At 64.7% G+C, this 19,059-nt stretch carries 19 protein-coding genes; 17 read left to right on the top strand and 2 right to left on the bottom strand.

Translation table 11 applies throughout. The annotated features are described in order from the left end of the window. Positions 1-60: 60 nt before the first annotated feature. The 12 genes from AB4Y77_RS18670 to AB4Y77_RS18615 all read left to right on the top strand — a co-directional run bounded on the left by AB4Y77_RS18670 (position 61) and on the right by AB4Y77_RS18615 (position 11,663). Positions 61-831: an IclR family transcriptional regulator gene (locus AB4Y77_RS18670; protein WP_442014958.1), complete on the top strand. Its 771-nt coding sequence runs from the start codon at positions 61-63 to the stop codon at positions 829-831. Positions 832-1,054: 223 nt separating this feature from the next. Continuing rightward, positions 1,055-1,960, top strand: coding sequence for a shikimate dehydrogenase (locus AB4Y77_RS18665; protein WP_442014957.1), 906 nt, complete (start codon positions 1,055-1,057; stop codon positions 1,958-1,960). Then, the gene (locus tag AB4Y77_RS18660) at positions 1,960-3,843 is read left to right on the top strand and encodes a bifunctional sugar phosphate isomerase/epimerase/4-hydroxyphenylpyruvate dioxygenase family protein (RefSeq protein ID WP_442014956.1); all 1,884 of its coding nucleotides are present in this window, start codon (positions 1,960-1,962) and stop codon (positions 3,841-3,843) included. The genes AB4Y77_RS18665 and AB4Y77_RS18660 overlap by 1 nt, the downstream gene beginning before the upstream one ends. Positions 3,844-3,896: 53 nt before the next feature. After that, positions 3,897-4,766 (top strand): protocatechuate 3,4-dioxygenase subunit beta, encoded by an 870-nt coding sequence (pcaH, locus tag AB4Y77_RS18655; RefSeq protein WP_442014955.1) that lies wholly within the window; start codon positions 3,897-3,899, stop codon positions 4,764-4,766. A gap of 4 nt (positions 4,767-4,770) precedes the next feature. Next, complete coding sequence (pcaG, locus tag AB4Y77_RS18650; protein ID WP_442014954.1) at positions 4,771-5,364, top strand: protocatechuate 3,4-dioxygenase subunit alpha; 594 nt, start codon at positions 4,771-4,773, stop codon at positions 5,362-5,364. After that, positions 5,361-6,782 (top strand): lyase family protein, encoded by a 1,422-nt coding sequence (locus AB4Y77_RS18645; protein WP_442014953.1) that lies wholly within the window; start codon positions 5,361-5,363, stop codon positions 6,780-6,782. Before pcaG ends, AB4Y77_RS18645 begins: the two co-directional genes overlap by 4 nt. Then, positions 6,775-7,578, top strand: a complete 804-nt coding sequence (locus AB4Y77_RS18640) for an alpha/beta fold hydrolase (RefSeq protein WP_442014952.1) — start codon at positions 6,775-6,777, stop codon at positions 7,576-7,578. Before AB4Y77_RS18645 ends, AB4Y77_RS18640 begins: the two co-directional genes overlap by 8 nt. Further along, a complete protein-coding gene (pcaC, locus tag AB4Y77_RS18635; protein WP_311212398.1) occupies positions 7,575-8,027 on the top strand; it encodes a 4-carboxymuconolactone decarboxylase in 453 nt (150 codons plus the stop codon). The genes AB4Y77_RS18640 and pcaC overlap by 4 nt, the downstream gene beginning before the upstream one ends. A gap of 79 nt (positions 8,028-8,106) precedes the next feature. Further along, entirely contained in the window at positions 8,107-9,321 is a 1,215-nt protein-coding gene (locus AB4Y77_RS18630; RefSeq protein ID WP_442014951.1) for a thiolase family protein, read from the top strand. Positions 9,322-9,326: 5 nt separating this feature from the next. Next, complete coding sequence (locus AB4Y77_RS18625; RefSeq protein WP_434372874.1) at positions 9,327-10,010, top strand: 3-oxoacid CoA-transferase subunit A; 684 nt, start codon at positions 9,327-9,329, stop codon at positions 10,008-10,010. Between the two features lie 2 nt (positions 10,011-10,012). After that, positions 10,013-10,681 carry a 3-oxoacid CoA-transferase subunit B gene (locus tag AB4Y77_RS18620; RefSeq protein ID WP_442014950.1) on the top strand — a complete coding sequence of 223 codons (669 nt, stop codon included), beginning with the start codon at positions 10,013-10,015 and terminating at the stop codon, positions 10,679-10,681. Positions 10,682-10,859: 178 nt separating this feature from the next. Next, on the top strand, positions 10,860-11,663 hold the full coding sequence (locus tag AB4Y77_RS18615) for an IclR family transcriptional regulator domain-containing protein (RefSeq protein ID WP_442014949.1): 804 nt from the start codon (positions 10,860-10,862) through the stop codon (positions 11,661-11,663). 11 nt (positions 11,664-11,674) lie between these two features. On the opposite strand, the gene AB4Y77_RS18610 is transcribed toward AB4Y77_RS18615, so the two are convergent. Together AB4Y77_RS18610 and AB4Y77_RS18605 are read right to left on the bottom strand one after the other, a co-directional pair. Continuing rightward, the gene (locus tag AB4Y77_RS18610) at positions 11,675-12,019 is read right to left on the bottom strand and encodes an iron chaperone (RefSeq protein ID WP_311212394.1); all 345 of its coding nucleotides are present in this window, start codon (positions 12,017-12,019) and stop codon (positions 11,675-11,677) included. A gap of 94 nt (positions 12,020-12,113) precedes the next feature. Continuing rightward, positions 12,114-12,512 carry a RidA family protein gene (locus AB4Y77_RS18605; protein ID WP_089596898.1) on the bottom strand — a complete coding sequence of 133 codons (399 nt, stop codon included), beginning with the start codon at positions 12,510-12,512 and terminating at the stop codon, positions 12,114-12,116. 152 nt (positions 12,513-12,664) lie between these two features. Between AB4Y77_RS18605 and AB4Y77_RS18600 the strand changes: the two genes are divergently transcribed. Genes AB4Y77_RS18600 through AB4Y77_RS18580 form a run of 5 tightly spaced genes read left to right on the top strand, consistent with a single transcriptional unit; the run spans position 12,665 to position 19,058 of the window. Next, positions 12,665-13,528, top strand: coding sequence for a fumarylacetoacetate hydrolase family protein (locus tag AB4Y77_RS18600; RefSeq protein WP_442014948.1), 864 nt, complete (start codon positions 12,665-12,667; stop codon positions 13,526-13,528). Positions 13,529-13,555: 27 nt separating this feature from the next. Beyond that, on the top strand, positions 13,556-14,038 hold the full coding sequence (locus tag AB4Y77_RS18595; RefSeq protein ID WP_442014947.1) for a cupin domain-containing protein: 483 nt from the start codon (positions 13,556-13,558) through the stop codon (positions 14,036-14,038). Between the two features lie 3 nt (positions 14,039-14,041). After that, on the top strand, positions 14,042-14,914 hold the full coding sequence (locus tag AB4Y77_RS18590) for an acyl-CoA thioesterase (protein WP_442014946.1): 873 nt from the start codon (positions 14,042-14,044) through the stop codon (positions 14,912-14,914). Positions 14,915-14,972: 58 nt separating this feature from the next. Next, complete coding sequence (locus AB4Y77_RS18585) at positions 14,973-16,652, top strand: AMP-binding protein (protein WP_311212390.1); 1,680 nt, start codon at positions 14,973-14,975, stop codon at positions 16,650-16,652. A 15-nt stretch (positions 16,653-16,667) separates the two neighbouring features. Continuing rightward, a complete protein-coding gene (locus tag AB4Y77_RS18580; protein ID WP_311212389.1) occupies positions 16,668-19,058 on the top strand; it encodes a bifunctional salicylyl-CoA 5-hydroxylase/oxidoreductase in 2,391 nt (796 codons plus the stop codon). Position 19,059 lies beyond the last annotated feature (1 nt).

The raw sequence follows: 19,059 nt of genomic DNA, 5'->3' as shown, positions 1-19,059 counted from the left end.
CTTGTCAAGAGAAGTCACCACCATCTAGAAATAGCTCTCACTATGTGAGAGCATCGAGCTATGAGTGTGAAAGAGGACACAAAGACCGACATGGTCGGCAAGGCACTGGGTTTGTTGGTGCTGCTGGGCGACGAGCCGCGCGGCGCCAGTGCGGCGGATCTGGCAAGGAGTGCCGGCCTGCCGTTCAGCACCACGTACCGTTTGCTGGGCTCGTTGACGCGCGATGGCTTCGTGGATTACGAGCCCGACGGGCGCCGCTACCACTTGGGCTTGCGCGTCTTCCAGCTCGGTCAGCGGGTATCGAACCACCATGGCTTCGCGGCCACTGCACTGCCCGTCTTGCAGCGCGTTACAGATCGCACGCATGAGGCCACCATCCTCTCCGTCCGTGATGGCAACCACCATCTGACGGTCAATAAGGTGGATGGCCCCAAGACCTTCCGCGTCACCAGCGACCCCGGTCATCTCGGGGCGCTCCATACGACGTCAGTGGGCAAGGCGATTGTGGCTTTCGAAGAAGAGATCGAGCGGAAGCGTCTGCTGGAGGAACTTCCCTTGGATCCCCTCACGGAACGCTCCATCACCGACCGCGATGCGTTCCGCGAAGAAATCGAGCAGGTGCGCCGGCAGGGGTATGCGGTGATGGATGAGGAAAACGAGGTGGGTATGCGCGCCGTCGCCGTGCCGGTCCTGAACTCCCAAGGCCACGCCTTCGCATCACTCGCCACGGCCGTGCCAGTCTTCCGCCTCACCATGGAGGAACTTATTGCGCACGTCCCCACCCTGCAGGAAGCCGCGGCTGAACTCGCGGCCCGCCTGCCCCAGCGCTGACCCACCCGTTGCGAGGCCCGCTCTGCGCCCCACGTGCTCGAAATGACGCGCAGAGCAGGCCCCACAACGCACCCACATGCCTCTGCCAAACTAGGTAATTGTTCGCGATAAGAACAAGCGTGCGGAATATGAACACTTGTAGTAATCTAAATAACACCCGGTCAGGCGGCGCCCCAGAAAAGCGCCAAGAAGCCCGCGGTGCTGAAGTCAAAGGAGCTTTAGGATGAGCAACCGAGCCGAGTCCGTTCTGGTGGGCCTCATAGGCGAAGGCGTCATGCCATCGCTCACGCCGCCCATGCACGAACGCGAAGCCGATGTGCAGGGCCTTCGCTTGCTGTACCGCCCCATCGACCTGCTGGACCTCGAGCTGCCGGCCACCGCCGTCGGGGATCTCCTGACCGCCGCCCAGCGCATGGGATTCAACGGCCTGAACATCACCCACCCGTGCAAGCAGTTGGTGCTTGAGCACCTTGATGAAATTTCCGACGACGCCCGTCGCCTGGGTGCCGTCAATACAGTTCTCCTCCAGGACGGTCGGCTGATCGGCCACAACACAGACTTCTCCGGTTTCGGCGCTGCGCTCGCCACCGGACTTCCGGACGCGAAGCTGGACCGCGTGGTCCAGCTCGGCGCAGGCGGCGCCGGCTCGGCCGTAGCCTACGCGCTCCTCAAAGCCGGCGTCAGCACGCTGGACCTCGTGGATATGGACTCGGCCCGCGCTGCGGAACGTGCCGCCGAACTCGGCGGGCTGTTCCCGGAGGCCACCGTCACGCCGCGAAGCACCGACGAGCTCCCCCAGGTCATGCCTCTCGCCGACGGCCTGGTGCACTGCACCCCCATCGGCATGGCGGCCCACCCCGGCCTTCCCCTGGACATCGAACTGTTGGAACCGCGGCACTGGGTGGCGGACATCGTCTACCGCCCCATCGAAACGCAACTGGTCCGCGAGGCCCGCGCCAAGGGATGCGACGTCCTCGACGGCGGCCGAATGGCAGTTGGACAGGCGGCCGACGCCTTCCAGCTCATCACCGGACGCGAAGCCAACCGTGAACGGATGCGGGCACACTTCCTGGAGCTGATCGCCGCGGAAGACGCAGCAGCTCCCCAGCTGTCGAACGCGGCCCACTGATGCGCACCGGAATCGCCACGGTCTGCCTGTCCGGCACGCTGAAGGAGAAAATGCAGGCCTGTGCCATTGCGGGCTTCGACGGCATCGAGATCTTTGAACAGGACCTCGTGACGTCGCCGCACAGCCCTGAAGATGTGCGCAAGATGGCCGCGGACTTGGGCCTGGGCTTGGATTTGTACCAGCCTTTCCGCGATTTCGACGGCGTCACTGCGGACCTGCTGAAGGCCAACCTCAAGCGCGCCGAGGCCAAGTTCAACCTCATGTCACGCCTTGGCATGGACACCATCCTGGTCTGCTCGAACGTTGCCACGGCAACCATCGACGACGATGATCTTAGGGCCGGGCAGCTGGCCGAACTCGCCGAGCTGGCGGGGGATCACGGCGTCAAGGTCGCCTACGAGGCCCTCGCTTGGGGCAAGTACGTCAACGACTACGAGCATGCGTACCGCCTGGTCGAAATGGTGGACCATCCCAACCTTGGAACCTGCCTGGACTCCTTCCACATCCTTTCCCGCGACTGGGACACCGCGCCCATTGAACAGATCAACGCGGAGAAGATCTTCTTCGTCCAGGTCGCCGATGCCCCCAAGCTCTCCATGGACGTCCTCTCCTGGAGCCGCCACTACCGGGTGTTCCCCGGCGAAGGCCAGTTCGAGCTCGCCAAGTTCATGGGCCACGTGGTCCGGGCCGGCTACACGGGTCCCGTCTCGCTGGAAGTCTTCAATGACGTCTTCCGCCAGTCCGACACCGAGCGCACGGCGGTGGACGCCATGCGCTCCTTGATCTGGTTGGAGGAGCAGAGCGCCAAGTGGCTCGCAAGCACCTCTGTGGAAGCCGGAACAGAAACCGCAGCCGGCAACGGCAGCGCGTCCCGCCGTCGTTATCCCATGGAACTGGCCACGCTGCCCAAGGTGAACGAACCCGCCGGCTTCAACTTCGCGGAGGTCAAGGCTGACGACACCGCGCAACTCGAGAAGCTCCTGGGCCAGCTCGGCTTCGGGTTCGAGGGCCGCCACCGCACCAAGGACGTCCAGCTCTGGACCATGGGCCTGGCCCGCGTGATCATCAACGAACAGGCGGCCTCGCACGCTGAACCGGCAATCGCCGCTTTGGGGTTCGACGTCGACTCTCCAGTGATTGCCTCCGCCCGCGCCCAGCAACTCAAGGCGCCGGTGGTGGCCCGCAAAGTCCAAGCTGACGAGGAAGTCTTCCAAGGCATCTCCGCGCCGGACTCCACCGAGATTTTCCTGTGCCAGGGCAGCCCGGACGGGACCGCGGCGTGGACGCACGAGTTCGGCGAGGGTCTGGAACACGCTTCCAGCGCACAGAACGCCGTGATTGACCACGTCAACCTGGCCCAGCCGTGGCAACACTTCGACGAAGCCGTCCTCTTCTACACCAGCGCGTTGGCTCTGGAACCGCAGCCGTTCGCCGAGGTTCCCAGCCCCAGTGGTTTGGTCCGCTCGCAGGTCATGGAGACCAGCAACGGCGCCATCAGGCTGGTCCTCAACCTGGCACCCGCGCAGCAGGCCCAAACAGCCCGCAAAACGTACCAGGAACACATCGCCTTCGCGGTGGACGACCTCGTGGCAACTGCCCGGTCCGCGCGTGACCGCGGGCTTGAGTTCCTGCAGATTCCGGCCAACTACTACGAGGACCTGGACGCCCGGTTCGATCTCGAACCCGGCTTCCTGGCCACCCTCAAGGAACTCAACCTCCTGTATGACCGGGACGCCAACGGCGAATTCCTCCACTTCTACACCGCCACAGTGGGCAGTGTGTTCTTCGAAATGGTGGAGCGCCGGGGCAACTATGACGGCTATGGGGCGCCCAACGCCCCGGTGCGCCACGCCGTCCAATACGACTCGCTGCACCGGGTGTAAACCCGCCGCCGCCCCGCAAACCAAGAGAACCCATCAACCGAAAGGAGCCGGCCGTGCCGCAAGAACAGACAGCACAGGCGCTCGAATCCGAGGAACTCGTGCCGCCCGCTGAGCCACACGCCGCCCACCAAGCCAAGAAGGTGGAAACCCAAGCGGATCTCAGTGCTGAGATCAAGGGCATCGGGGACCGCTACGCAGAGGCGTTGAAGAACGGCAAGGGGCCGGAGACCATGCCGCGCCTGGACTACGCGCCGTACCGCAGCAGCATCCTGCGCCACCCCACCAAGAGCCTGCACCACGCGGACCCGGAGACCATTGAGCTTTACTCGCCGGCGTTCGGACACCAGGATGTGCACGCCCTGGAATCCGACCTGACCATCCAGCACAACGGCGAACCGCAGGGTGAGCGCATCATCGTGGCCGGCCGCGTCCTCGATGGCGACGGCCGCCCGGTGGCGGGCCAGCTCGTGGAGATCTGGCAGGCCAACGCATCAGGCCGCTACATCCACAAGCGCGACCAGCACCCCGCACCGCTGGACACGAACTTCACCGGCGTCGGGCGTTGCATCACCGGTGACGACGGCTCCTACAGCTTCACCACCATCAAGCCCGGCGCGTACCCGTGGAAGAACCACCTGAACGCCTGGCGCCCGGCGCACATCCACTTCTCCATGTTCGGCTCCGAGTTCACGCAGCGAATCGTCACCCAGATGTACTTCCCGGGTGACCAGCTGTTCCCGCTGGACCCCATCTACCAGTCCATCGTGGACCAGGATGCGCGTGACCGCCTGGTGGCACAGTACGACCACGAGCTGACCAGCCCGGAATGGGCGCTCGGCTACAAGTGGGACATCATCCTGACCGGTTCCAAGCGCACCTGGACCGAAAACGAAGCATACGGCGACGCCGGGGACGAGGAGTAAGCGCATGAGCAAGCTGGCACCCACACCGGGCCAAACCGTAGGCCCCTTCTACGGCTACGCCCTTCCCTATGACAAGGACAACGAACTCCTGGCACCGGGCAGCCCCGGCAGCATCCGCCTCCAGGGCACCGTGTACGACGGAGCCGGCAACGCCATCCCGGACGCCATCCTGGAAATCTGGCAGCCGGATTCCGAAGGCAACATCGTCCAGCGCACCGGTTCACTGGTCCGCGACGGCTACACGTTCACCGGGTGGGGCCGTGGCTCCGTGGGCAACTCCGGCGTGTACACGTTCACCACCGTCAACCCAGGCCCCACGGCACCGGGCGCGGCTGCGTTCATCTCCGTGGCCGTGTTCGCCCGCGGCCTCATGAACCGCCTCTTCACCCGCGTGTACCTTCCGGAAAATGAGGAAGCGCTGGCCAACGATCCGCTGTTGAGCTCCTTGGATCCTGAACGCCGCAAGACGCTCATCGCCCGCCGCGATCCTGACGGCGGCCTCACCTGGGACATCCGCCTGCAGGGTGGCGACGAGACCGTCTTCCTGGATTTCCAGCAGGACGGCTCGCTGGACATTAATACGGAAAACCCGGCATGACCGACGGCGACTTCGGCCTCCTTAGCCCCGTCTCGGCGTCGCCCGCTGTGGCGGCGCTGACGGGCGACCGTGCCGTGATCACGGCAATCCTCGACGTCGAAGCCTTCTGGGCTGCCGTTCTTGAGGAGGCGGGACTGGTTCCTGCCGGATCCGCCGCTGTGGTGGCCGAAGCCGCCGATGCCGGTTCTTACGACGTTCTTTCGGTTGCCGAACGCGCGCAGGGTGGCGGAAACCCGGTGATTCCCCTGCTCGGAGACTTGCGCGCCCGCGTCCGGGAGCTGGACACCGCCGGCGTTGGTGCGAACTCCGCCGTCCACACCTCGCTGACCAGCCAGGACGTCCTCGACTCCGCCCTCATGCTCCTCGCCGGCCGCACCGTCACGGCGTTGCTGGCAGAGGTCAAGGGCACGACGACGGCGCTCGCTACCTTAGTGGAACAGCATGCGGACACGCTGTGCGTGGGCAGGAGCCTGACCCAGCACGCCCTTCCCTTTACCTTCGGGCTCAAGGCCGCCCAGTGGTTCCACGGCGTCGCCGCTGCGGCTGCCCGGTTGGAGACCCTGGAATTGCCGGTGCAGTGTGGCGGGGCGGGCGGAACGCTGGCTTCGGGTACCAAGCTGACTGCTGGTAGGGACGCAACGCCTTTCACGCTTGCGGATGCGCTGGCCGCCCGGCTTGGCCTGGCAACCGCGCCCGCTCCGTGGCACACCAACCGCTTGGCCGTCACGGCCCTCGGCGACGGGCTCGCGGCGCTGATCGATTCCTTCGGCAAGATTGCTGCCGACCTGCTGTTCCTGAGCCGCCCGGAAGTCGGCGAACTTGGCGAACCCTTGGCCGCCGGACGCGGCGTTTCTTCCGCCATGCCGCAGAAGCAGAACCCCGTTTTGTCCGTCTTGATCCGCAGTGCTGCACTGCAGGCACCGGGCCTTGCATCGCAGCTGCACCTTGCGGCGGCAACCTTCAACGACGAGCGGCCGGACGGTGCCTGGCACAGTGAATGGCAGGCCCTGCGCCAGCTGCTCGCCCTGGCCCTGGGCGCTGCCGGACACCTCCGCGAACTCGCGGAAGGCCTCCGGGTGTTCCCTGACGCGATGCGCCGGAACCTCGATATCTCGGGACCGCTGCTCCTCAGCGAAGGCGTGGTGGCCGCCGTCGCACCTCTCCTGGGTGAGGACGGAAAGCAGAAGCTGCAGGCTGTCGTCGACGAAACCTTGAAAGCGCCCGCCGCCGAACAGCCCCGCATCTACACCAAACTGCTGCGCGAAACCGTTCCTGCGGACCAGCTCTCGGACGCAGAACTTGAGGCTCTGCTGGATCCCGCGAGCTACCTTGGCGAGGCCCGGGAGATCAGCCGACGGATCCTCGCCGCGTACCCGCGCTTTGCAGCATCCTCATCGAAGGGAGCCACTCGTGGCTAAGCCAACTGTCAAGGCCGTGCTGCTCTCCCCGCAGCGCGAACTGGGAGCGAAGCCGCTCCTGGTGGTGGGCCCGTCGCTGGGCACATCCACTGTGCTGTGGACGGAAACCGCTGCCCTCCTGGGTGACGAGTACGACGTCATCGGCTGGGACCTCCCCGGCCACGGCATCTCGCCGACCACCACCGAAGGTTTCGATGTTGCGGAACTGGCGGACGCCGTCGTCGATCTCGTCGACTCTGTCTCGCCGGGCGTGAGCTTCCATTACGCCGGTGTCTCTCTGGGCGGTGCCACCGGCCTGCAGCTCGGGATTAAGCACGGCGACCGCCTCCGCAGCCTGTCCGTCCAGTGCACCGGCGCCAAACTCGGCACCCCGGAGGGCTGGCTGGAGCGCGCCGAGACGGTTCGCAAACTGGGCACGCCCGTGATGATCCAGGGCTCCGCGGAGCGCTGGTTTGCGCCCGGATTCATGGACCGGCAGCCGGACATCAGCAGCCGCCTCCTGCACGCCCTGCGCGACGCGGACCGCTTCGGCTACTCGTTCTGCTGCGAAGCCCTGGCTTCATTCGACGTCCGCGAGCAGCTCGGCAGCATCACCGTCACCACGTTGGCGATCGCCGGCGTCGAGGACTCTGTTGCTCCGCCGTCGTTCGCCGAAGCTGTTGCCGCCGGTATTACCGCAGGCGGCGGTACGGCCCAGGCCGTAGCGCTCGACGGCGTCGCCCACCTCGCACCGGCAGAGGCGCCTGCCGCTGTGGCGGACTTGATGCGAACCTTCATGAAGGAGAACGGACTGTGAGCTCTATTTCCGAACACAACGGCGCTGTGCAGCCCGACGCAACAGCGCAGGACATTTACGACGCCGGCATGGCGGTCCGCCGCGAAGTGCTCGGCGATGCGCACGTGGACCGCGCCAACGCCGCCAAGGATTCCTTTACCGAGGACTACCAGGACATGATCACCAGGATCGCCTGGGGTGGCATCTGGACGCGGCCCGGCCTCAGCCGGCAAATGCGATCCGCGGTCACCCTCACGGCGCTGGTGGCCCACGGTCACTGGGAGGAGCTCGCCATGCACGTCAAGGCGGCCCTCAACAATGGCCTGAGCAGGGACGAAATCAAGGAGATCCTGCTGCAGACCGCCATTTATTGCAGTGTGCCGTCGGCCAACTCGGCCTTCAAGACGGCCCAGAAGGTATTCGCCGACATCGACGCGGCCACCGCCCACCCCTCCAACGAACCCAACTAGGTCGCAGTTAAGCGCGTTTAGACCCTCCAAAACGCGCACTATTGCGACTCAGTTTGGCAGAGAGAACAAAGGAAATCCCATGAACCAGGCTTTTGTGTACGACGCCGTGCGCACGCCCTTTGGCAAGTTCGGCTCCGGTCTTGCCGCTGTCCGTCCCGATGACCTTGCTGCCCACGTGGTCCGCGAGTCCGTTCGCCGGGCGCCGGGGTTGGATGTTGAGCGGATCGACGAGGTGGTGTTCGGCAACGCCAACGGTGCCGGCGAGGAAAACCGCAACGTTGCCCGCATGGCTACCCTGCTGGCCGGCCTGCCCGTGTCGATTCCGGGCACCTCGGTCAACCGGCTGTGCGGCTCGTCCCTGGATGCGGCGATCATCGCTTCGCGCCAGATCAACGCCGGCGACGCCGACCTGATGCTGGTGGGTGGCGCGGAATCCATGTCCCGGGCTCCGTGGGTGCTGCCGAAGACCTCCAAGCCGTACCCGGCCGGTGACATGACGCTCGCGTCCACCACTCTGGGCTGGCGCTTGGTGAACCCGGCCATGAACAAGGACTGGACCATCTCCCTGGGCGAAGCCACCGAACGGCTACGCGAGAAGTACGGGATTACCCGTGAACGCCAGGATGCTTTTGCGGCTGATTCGCATAACCTGGCCGACGCTGCGTGGAACGAAGGCTTCTACGACAACCTGGTGACACAGGTTCCGGGCACTGACCTGGTCCGCGACGAAGGCATCCGTGCCGGTTCTTCGGCGGAGAAGCTGGGCGGTTTGAAGACGGTGTTCCGGCCTGAGTCTTCGGGGCCCGACGGCGGTACGGTCACCGCCGGGAATGCCTCGCCTTTGTCTGATGGTGCTTCGGCGGCGTGGATCGGTTCGGAGGCAGCTGCTGGGATGTTGGGCATGGAGCCCCTCGCCCGCATCGCCGGCCGCGGTGCGCATGGCAACGATCCCCAGTTCTTCGGCTTCGCCCCGGTTGAGGCCGCGAACAAGGCCCTCGCGAAGGCGGGCATCGGCTGGGACCAAGTGGGCGCCGTCGAACTTAACGAAGCTTTCGCCGCGCAATCGCTGGCGTGCGTTGATGCGTGGGGGATCGACCCCGCAATTGTGAACCAGCACGGCGGGGCGATCGCGATGGGCCACCCGCTCGGCGCTTCCGGTACCCGCATCCTGGGCACGCTCGCCCGTTCCTTGCAGGCCTCTGGGCAGCGCTGGGGCGTCGCGGCGATCTGCATCGGCGTGGGCCAAGGCCTGGCTGTGGTGCTCGAAAACGTAACCGCTTCGGTGAAGGGCTAAAGGTCATGTTGAATTTCATTGACACTGTCGGCGAGGCTGTCGCCGGCATCAAGGACGGTTCCACGGTGATGATCGGCGGGTTCGGCAACGCCGGGCAGCCGTTCGAACTGATCGACGCCCTCATGGACTGCGGCGCGAAGGACCTGACCGTGGTCAACAACAACGCCGGCCAGGGCGATCAAGGCCTGGCGCTGCTGATCAAGGAAGGCCGCGTCCGCAAGATGATCTGCTCCTTCCCGCGGCAGTCCGATTCCTGGCACTTTGACGCCAAGTTCCACGCCGGCGAGATCGAGCTGGAACTGGTCCCGCAGGGCAACCTGGCTGAGCGCATCCGTGCTGCGGGCGCTGGAATTGGTGGCTTCTTCACGCCCACCGGCTACGGCACCACGCTGGCCGAGGGGAAGGAAACCCGTTTGCTGGATGGGAAATGGCAGGTGTTCGAAACCCCGATTCACGCCGATGTCGCCCTGATCAAGGCACTCAAGGCCGACGGCAAGGGCAACCTCGTGTACCGCAAAACCGCCCGGAACTTCGGGCCCATCATGGCCGCCGCTGCCAAGCACACCATCGTGCAGGTTTCGGAGATCGTGCCCACCGGTTCCCTGGATCCAGAGAACGTGGTGACCCCCGGAATTTACGTCAACAGCGTGGTCCGCGTGGGCGGCACCAGCACAGAACAGGTGGCCTGACCATGAGCACCCAAACCAGCATCCAGACCTCCGAAAAGCCGCTGGGCCGCGACGAACTCGCCCAATTGGTAGCCCGCGACATCACGCCCGGTTCCTTTGTGAACCTGGGTATCGGCCAGCCGACGCTCGTGTCCAACTACCTCACCGAGGAACAGAACATCACGCTCCACACGGAGAACGGGATGCTCGGCATGGGCCCGGCCGCTGAGGGCGACGAGATCGACGGCGACCTCATCAACGCCGGCAAGATCCCCGTCACCGAACTGCCCGGGGCCTCGTACTTCCATCACGCTGACTCGTTCGCGATCATGCGCGGCGGACACCTGGACATCTGCGTCCTCGGTGCGTTCCAGGTTTCCGCCATGGGCGACCTCGCCAACTGGCACACCGGCGCCCCGGACGCGATCCCGGCCGTCGGTGGTGCAATGGACCTGGCGACGGGGGCGAAGGACGTGTTCGTGATGATGACGCTATTGACCCGGGACGGCGTGTCCAAGCTCGTGGAGCAGTGCACCTATCCGCTGACCGGCGTCGGCTGCGTTACCCGCGTGTACACGGACAAGGCTGTGTTTCTCACCGGGCCCGACGGCGTCACCGTCCGCGAAACGTTCGGCTGCACCTTCGAGGAAATCCAGGAGCTCGTACCGCTGCCGTTGAAAAAGGCAGAGTAGGCCCCACAGTTTGGGCCCTTCCCGTTGTGGGGCCCGCTCTGCGCGTTTGATCCCGAGCTTGGGGCGCAGAGTAGGCCCCGCAAGTTTGGGCCCTCCCGTTGTGAGGCCCGCTCTGCCTGTCATTTGCCCCGTATAGCGCGCAGAGTAGGCCCCGCAACGCACCCTAGGATTGGTAACCATGACCGACTCCGCAGTTACCCCGCAGGCCAGCGACCAGTATGTTCAGTCGTTGGCCCGTGGGCTCGCCGTGATCCGGGCTTTCGACGCGAACAACCCGGTGATGACCCTCAGCGAAGTCGCCGCCCGTACGGACCTGACCCGCGCAACGGCACGCCGTTTCCTGCACACCTTGGTTGAGCTGGGCTACGTCCGCACTGACGGCAAGACCTTCGCGCTCACGGCCAAGGTGCTGCAGCTTGGCTACTCGTATTTGTCGGCGTTGTCCCTGCCGCAGTTGGCCCAGCCACACCTTGAGCAGCTGAGCCTGAAACTGGGGGAGTCGACGTCGGCCGCTGTCCTCGACGGCCCGGACATCTTCTACGTTGCCCGCGTCGCCACGCGTCGGATCATGAACGTCGGCATCACCGTCGGCACCCGCTTCCCGGCCTACGCCACCTCCATGGGCCGAGTGCTGCTGGCCGGACTGCCGCAGGCCAAGCTGGAGTCATACCTCACGACGGCGGAACTCACCCCGCTCACGCCGCGAACCGTCGCCAGCGTGCCCGACTTGAGGGCCGCCGTCGAGCAGGTCCGTCAGCAAGGCTGGTGCTTGCTGGACCAGGAGTTGGAGATCGGGCTGATGTCCATCGCGGCCCCGGTGTGGAACCACAACAACGGCGACAACGTCGCGGCCATCAACGTGTCCCTGCAGGCCCAAGCCGTCGCGTCGCAACCTGACCCGGACGCGTACCTCGAGTCAGTGCGGCTGGAAGTAGTGGATACCGCCAACGCCATCTCGCAGGACGTGTCGGCGAAGCACTAGGGCGTCACAGCCTACTTCCGGATCGCCGCTAACCGCGTCTCCAGGATCCGGCGCACCATCGAGTCGGGAACGGGGTTATCCGCCGAAAACCGCAGCGTCCCCGGTGACCACGAGTAGCCGCCTAGCTCCTCCGACATCTCCGGCAGGATCTGCCCGCTGAACGGGTAAAGGGCCAAGTGTTTCTTGGTTTCGAGCACGCTCAGGAAGCCCTTGCCATCAACCAGGAGCGCGGGCATTCCGTAGCTGACGCCTTCCTCGGCATCGGGGGCCAACTCACGGGCGATCCCTACGATGCGCTCCAGGATCGCTCGGTTGGCCTCGCTGACGCCCTCAAGATATTCGGTGACGGTTCCCATGGCCCAATCCTGCGCCAAAGACGGGAGTTTTTGTACAGCTCATGCCCTTAAGAAGCGGTTTTAGGGGCGGTATCTGTACAAAAACTCCGGAGGCTTAGCGCTCGGGAATGACCGCGATGCCCTGGATTTCGATCAGGGCCTCTTTCTGCCACAGCCGTGTGACACCGATGCCAGCCATTGCCGGATACTGCGATCCCGCCATCTCGCGCCAGATGCGTCCGATTTCGCGGCCGTTGGCCATGTAGTCGTCCACGTCCGTGAGGTAGATGGTCACGTTGACCAGGTCCTCGGGCTGTCCGCCGGCCTCGCGCAAGGTGGTGATGACGTTGGAGAACGCCTGCGTGAACTGCTCCACGATGCCACCGGGAACAATATTCATGTTCTTGTCCAGGGCCGTCTGCCCACCCAGGAAAACGGTGTTGCCGGCAAGAATGCCGTGCGCAAAACCTGATGGCTTGGGCAGCGATTCCGGGTTGATCGTCTGGTGGCTCATGCTGTTCCTCCTCGTTGTGGCAACTGCAAAAACTTTTGGAAAGCCTCTGTGCAGATCATTTCCGCCGTGCTACGTTGAGCATATGTGACGATCGTAAAAAAGTCGACACATCATAAAAGTCGACACATCATAAAACTCGAAGGGAACCCGCAATGAAACTCGCCACCTTGCGCACGGCCAACGGAGGTACGACGGCGGCACTCGCCACGGGCGCCGACTCTTACCTCACGCTGCCCGCCACTGACGTCGGGGCGCTCCTGGCCCAGCCGGAGTGGCGTCTTGTGATCGAGAAGGCAGCAGAGGCCGCAGCATCCACGGACCAGACCGTGATCGCAGCAGCTGACGCGGACCTCGCCCCACTCCTTCCCCGCGCCGGAAAGGTCATCTGCTGCGGCCTGAACTACGGGGACCATATCCAGGAAATGGGCCGCGACCTTCCGGAGTACCCCACGCTGTTCGCCAAGTACGCGGACACCCTGGTGGGCGCAAACGACGCTGTAGAAGTCCACGGCAGCGGCCGCGTCGACTGGGAAGCCGAGCTCGCCGTCGTCGTCGGTTCTGAACTGTTCCATGCGGATGAGGACCAGGCCCGTGAGGCAATCGCCGGGTATACCGTGGCCAACGATGTTTCCATGCGCGACTGGCAGAGCCGGACGTTGCAGTGGTTCCAGGGCAAGGCCTGGGACGGCACAACCCCTGTGGGCCCGGTCATGGTCACCGCGGACGAAGCCGGGCAACACTTCGAAGTTCGGGGCTACGTCAACGGTGAGCTCGTCCAGCAGGGAAATACCAGCACCTTGGTGTTCGGCCCGGCGCAGCTCCTGTCCTACATTTCGCAGTTCACCATCCTGCGTCCAGGCGACCTTGTCCTGACAGGCACGCCCGGGGGAGTGGGTATGGGGATGACCCCGCCCCGCTTCCTCAAGGACGGAGACGTCCTCACCACCGAAATCGACGGGATCGGCCGGCTGGAAAACCAGTTCCGGATCCACGCGCCCGTCCTGTCGAACGCCTAGAAAACGTCACACAAAAAGGAGAGACCCATGAGCCAGACCACCACCGAATACCGCCTCGAAGGCGACAACTCCATCTACGCCCAGGCTGATGGCAAGGTTGTCCCCGTTGTCACCCGCGCCGGCGCCGAAGACACCAATACTGCCCAGTCCGGTGACTGCATCCGCGTCTCCGGCGTGAGCATCCAGCACACCCCGGCAACCAAAATCTGGTTCGGCCAGGTATCCAACACCCCCGGGTACCGCTCACTTCCGCACCACCACGGCGAAGCCGAAACCGGCGGCTACGTGCTCCGGGGGCACGGCCGGATCTACTTCGGCGAGGACTACTCCGAGTTCCTGGACATGAAGGCCGGCGACTGGGTTTTCGTGCCGCCGTTCATGCCCCACGTTGAAGCCAACATGTCCGTCACCGAGGAACTCGTCTGGCTGACGGCACGCACGCCGGAGAACCTCGTGGTCAACCTCGAAGACGTTGCCGACGAAACCCTTGCCGACTACCGCCGGGCCTAAGCCATGATCACTGGAACCCTGACGTCGGAGACCTTCCTGAAGGCCATGGAGCTCACGCCGGCAACGGCCGAGGTCTTCGACGAAGCGTATGAAGCAACCACCCAGTACGTGCCGTGGCCAAAAGCCTACGGCGGCGACATGGTGGCACAGGCCGCAGCCGCCATGATGCGCTCCGTGGGCGCTGACCGGACCCTGCACTCGATGCACAGCTACTTCATGCGTCCGGTGGATATCGGTTCCAGTGTCCGGTACGAAGTGGAACATTTGCGGGACGGCCGCGGGTACTCCACCCGCACGGTCCGCGGCTTCCAGAACGGCAGGCCCGTCTATGCCGCCATGGGTTCCTTCCAGGTTCCCGAAGACGGACCGGACTTCCAACCAGAGGCTCCGGCCGCCGTCGAGCCTGAATCACTGCGGACAGCTGCGGAAGCGCTGGACGGGACCGAGGGAGCGGCCGCAGACTATTGGTCCACGGGTCGAAGCTTCGACATGCGGCATATTCCCGGTCCGGTATACATCGAGCTTGAAGGCGGTGCGGTGCCTCAGCAAGCCATCTGGGTCAAAGCCTTCGACGCCCTGCCCGACGACGCCGACCTCCACCGCGCGGCCCTCGCCTACGTCTGCGATTACACGATTTTGGAGCCGCTGCTCCGGGTCAACGGATTGAACTGGTCCAGCCCCGGACTCGCCACCGCCAGTCTTGACCACTCCATGTGGTTCCACCGGGACGGGCGTGCGGACGAATGGATCCTCTACGCCCAGGAAGCCATCTCAGGCCAGAGCAACAGGGGCCTGGCCATGGGCCGCTTCTTCGATCGCCAAGGCAGGTTGCTCGCTACGGTGGCCCAAGAGGGCATGATCCGCGCCGGCGCCTGAACAGCTTTATACCTCCCCAACCAACAGCTTCAACGACGCACCACTGAAAGGAACGGCCATGAGCATGATGCCATCGGCCCACGTGGACACGTTCACCCGCGACCACCTGCCGCCCGCCGATACCTGGCCTGCGCTTGAATTTACCCTCCCCGAACTCCATTACCCGGAACGGCTCAACGCAGCCGCGGTGCTGATCGACGACGCTGTCGACCAGTACGGCGCGGACCGCCCGGCCCTGTGGACCCCCGACGGCTCGGTCTGGACCTACGGTCAGCTCCAGAAGCGCTCCAACCAGGTGGCCCAGGTCCTCACCGAAGACCTCGGTGTTGTTCCCGGCAACCGCGTGCTCCTCCGCGGCCCCAACAATCCGTGGATCGTCGCTGCCTGGCTGGGCGTTCTGAAGGCCGGCGGCGTAGTGGTCACCACCATGCCCATGCTGCGTTCCACCGAGGTTGCCACGCTCATCCAACTCACCAAGCCGACGGTCGCCATCTCGGACCACCGTTTTGTGGACGAGCTCGCGATTGCGGCAGGGGATGACGTCACCGTTCTGACGTACGGGGCCGGTAACGGATTCGACGACGACGGCGACCTCGCCTCCCGCTGCCAGCACAAGAGTGGCAAGTTCACGGCAGTGGACACGGCCGCCGACGACGTCGCCTTGCTCGGTCCGACGTCGGGCACCACCGGGGTGCCCAAGGTGACCATGCACTTCCACCGGGACATCCTGGCCAACGCCGATACTTTTGCCCGCTACATCCTGCAGCCCACCGCGGAGGACGTCTTCGCCGGTTCGCCACCCTTGGCCTTCACTTTTGGGCTGGGGGGTTTGGTGGTCTTTCCCCTCCGGTTCGGGGCGTCGTCGCTCTTGACCGAGAAGGCAGGGCCCGTGGAATTGGCGGAGCACGCCTCGAAAGCCGGGGCCACCATCCTGTTCACCGCCCCCACTGCGTACCGCGCGATCCTCAAGGAAAAGCGCGGTGATCTCCTCCGCGGCCTGCGTATCGCTGTCTCGGCGGGGGAGCACCTGTCCAAGGAAACGTGGGAAGCCGTGCACGAGGCCACCGGGCTGCGGCTCGTCAACGGCATCGGTGCCACGGAGATGCTGCACGTCTTCATTTCCGCTGCCGGCGACGACATCCGTCCGGGAACCACGGGCCGTGCCGTGCCCGGATACCGGGCTACCATCCTTGACGACGACGGCAACGAACTCGGCCCGGACACCATCGGCCGCCTGGCCGTGATCGGCCCCACCGGATGCCGCTACCTGGACGACCCCCGCCAGTCGAACTACGTGGTCCGCGGGTGGAATGTCACGGGAGACACCTTCGCCATGGATGCGGACGGGTACTTCACGTACCAGGCCCGCTCGGACAACATGATCGTTTCCTCCGGCTACAACATTGGTGCGCCGGAGGTCGAAACGGCCATCGACCAACACCCGGATGTGGTGGAAAACGCGGTCATCGGAATCCCGGATGAAGAGCGCGGCAGCATCGTCTGCGCGTTTGTCGTCCTGCGTGAAGGCGTCACTGGCGACGCCGGCAAGCGCAAGGAAATCCAGGACTTCGTGAAGCAGACCATCGCCCCGTACAAGTACCCCCGGGACGTCCGCTTCGTCACCGAACTGCCGCGCAATCCCAGCGGCAAACTCCAGCATTTCAAGCTCCGCGACGGCCTTCTGAAGGCGAACGCGAGCCAGACCGAACTTACCCCCGCCGGCCAGAGCCAGGCCTGAGAAGGAGCAACACCCATGAAAATCGCAATCGTTGGAGGCGGCCCCGGTGGCCTGTACTTCGCAGCACTGATGAAGCAGCTGGACCCGTCCCACAACATCACTCTTTGGGAACGCAACGCTGCCAGCGACACCTTTGGCTTCGGCGTCGTGTTTTCCGATGAGACCCTGGGCGGCATCGGAAATGCCGATCCCGTGGTGGCCGAGTACATGAGCCGCCGCTTCGCCCGCTGGTCCGATATCGACATCCACTTCCGCGACCAGATGATCACGGTGGGCGGCCAAGGCTTCGCTGCCATGAGCCGCAAGGAACTGCTGGAACTGCTGCAGCGCCGCTGCATCGAACTGAACGTGGACGTGCGCTTCAGCACCCTGGCTCCTGCCATTGAGGAACTTGAAGCCAACTACGATCTTGTTCTTGCCGCTGACGGCATCAACTCGCAGATCCGCGCCAAGTACGCTGACTCTTTCAAGCCGAACCTGGATCCCCGGACCAACAAGTTCATGTGGCTTGGCACGGACCAGGTGTTTGAGGCCTTCAAGTTCTTCGTGAAGGAAACCGAGTGGGGCGTCATGCAGATCCACGGGTACCCCTACTCGGATGAGGGTTCCACGTTCATCGTGGAAATGCACCAGGACGTGTGGCACGCGGCAGGCTTCGACGAGACCGCCAACGAGGTCTTCCCTCCAGGCGTCTCGGACGAGAAGGCAATCGCCAAGATCCGTGAGATCTTCGCCGAGGAACTGAACGGCTATGAGGTCCTGACCAACAACTCCAAGTGGATCAACTTCACCACGGTCCGCAACGAGAACTGGCGCCACAACAACGTGGTGCTGCTGGGCGATGCCGCCCACACGGCCCACTTCTCCATCGGTTCGGGCACCAAGCTGGCCATGGAGGACTCGTTGGCACTGGCCGCTTGCCTGCACGAGCACGCTGATGTTGAATCCGCGCTGGCGGCATACGAGGCTGAGCGCCGGCCTGTGGTTGCGTCCACCCAGCGTGCAGCGCAGGCATCGCTTGAGTGGTTTGAGCGTATCGGGCAGTACAAGGACCAGGACCCCACCCAGTTCGCGTTCAACCTGCTTACCCGCAGCCGCCGCATTACTCAGGAAAACCTGCGCCTCCGCGATTCCGAGTTCGCGGATGCCGTGGACCGCGACTTTGCTGAATCCCAGGGACTCACCGAGGTGGCTCCGGCCATGTTCCAGCCGTTCCGCATTGGTGGGCTGGAGCTGAAGAACCGCATTGTGGTCTCCCCGATGGACATGTACTCAGCCACGGATGGCATCCCGGGCGACTTCCACAAGGTCCACCTCGGCTCCAAGGCCCTTGGTGGTGCCGGCCTGGTCATGACCGAAATGGTCTGCGTCTCCGCAGCCGGCCGGATCACCCCCGGCTGCAGCGGTTTGTACTCGGACGAGCAGCGTGACAGCTGGAAGGAAATCGTGGACTTCGTCCACAGCCGTTCCACCGCCAAGATCGGTGCCCAGCTGGGCCACTCAGGCCGCAAGGGTTCCACCAAGCTCATGTGGGAAGGCATCGACCAGCCGCTCGAGTCCGGCAACTGGGCCGCCGTCGGTCCCTCAGCCCTGCCGTACAGCCCGGAGAACCAGACTCCCGTGGAGTTGGATCGCGCCGGCATGGACGCCATCAAAGCGGAGTTCGTCGCTTCCACCGTCCGTGCCGACGAGGCAGGGTTCGATCTCCTCGAAATCCACGCTGCCCACGGCTACCTGCTGTCCTCCTTCCTTTCGCCGGTGTCCAACAAGCGGACCGACGAATACGGCGGCAGCTTGGAGAACCGGCTGCGGTTCCCGCTGGAAGTGTTCGACGCCGTTCGCGCAGCGTGGCCTGCCGGCAAGCCGGTGACGGTGCGCATCTCCGCGACTGACTGGATCGAGGGTGGCAACACTTCCGACGATTCCGTGGCAATCGCCCGCGCTTTCGTGGCACACGGTGCTGCCGGCCTGGACGTCTCCACCGGACAGGTCGCCAAGGAAGAGAAGCCCGCCTTCGGCCGCAGCTACCAGACCCCGTTCGCCGACCGCATCCGTCAGGAAGTGGCCGCACCGGCAGGCGTGGCGGTGATCGCCGTCGGCGCCATCTCCACCTACGACGACGTGAACTCCATCCTCCTCGCAGGCCGTGCGGACCTTATCGCTTTGGGCCGTACGCACCTCTACGATCCCCAGTGGACCCTCCACGCCGCCGCAGAGCAGGAGTACCAGGGGCCCGGCGCTGACTGGATCCCGCAGTTCCGTGCCGGTCGCCGTAAACCACCGAGCTCCCGCACTGACGCAGTTCGTCCGCGTCTGTCCTTGCTGAAGGAAGCCGAGATCGAAGAGGCCAACACCCACCTCCGCTGGACTCCCGAGTCCGCAGCCGCATCGGTTTTGGTGAAGTAGC

The sequence above is a fragment of the Paenarthrobacter sp. YAF11_1 genome (assembly GCF_052113445.1).
In the GTDB taxonomy this organism is placed as follows: Bacteria; Actinomycetota; Actinomycetes; order Actinomycetales; family Micrococcaceae; genus Arthrobacter.
The sequence above is the reverse complement of the archived record's forward strand: the minus strand, read 5'-3'. Positions and strand labels throughout refer to the sequence as shown.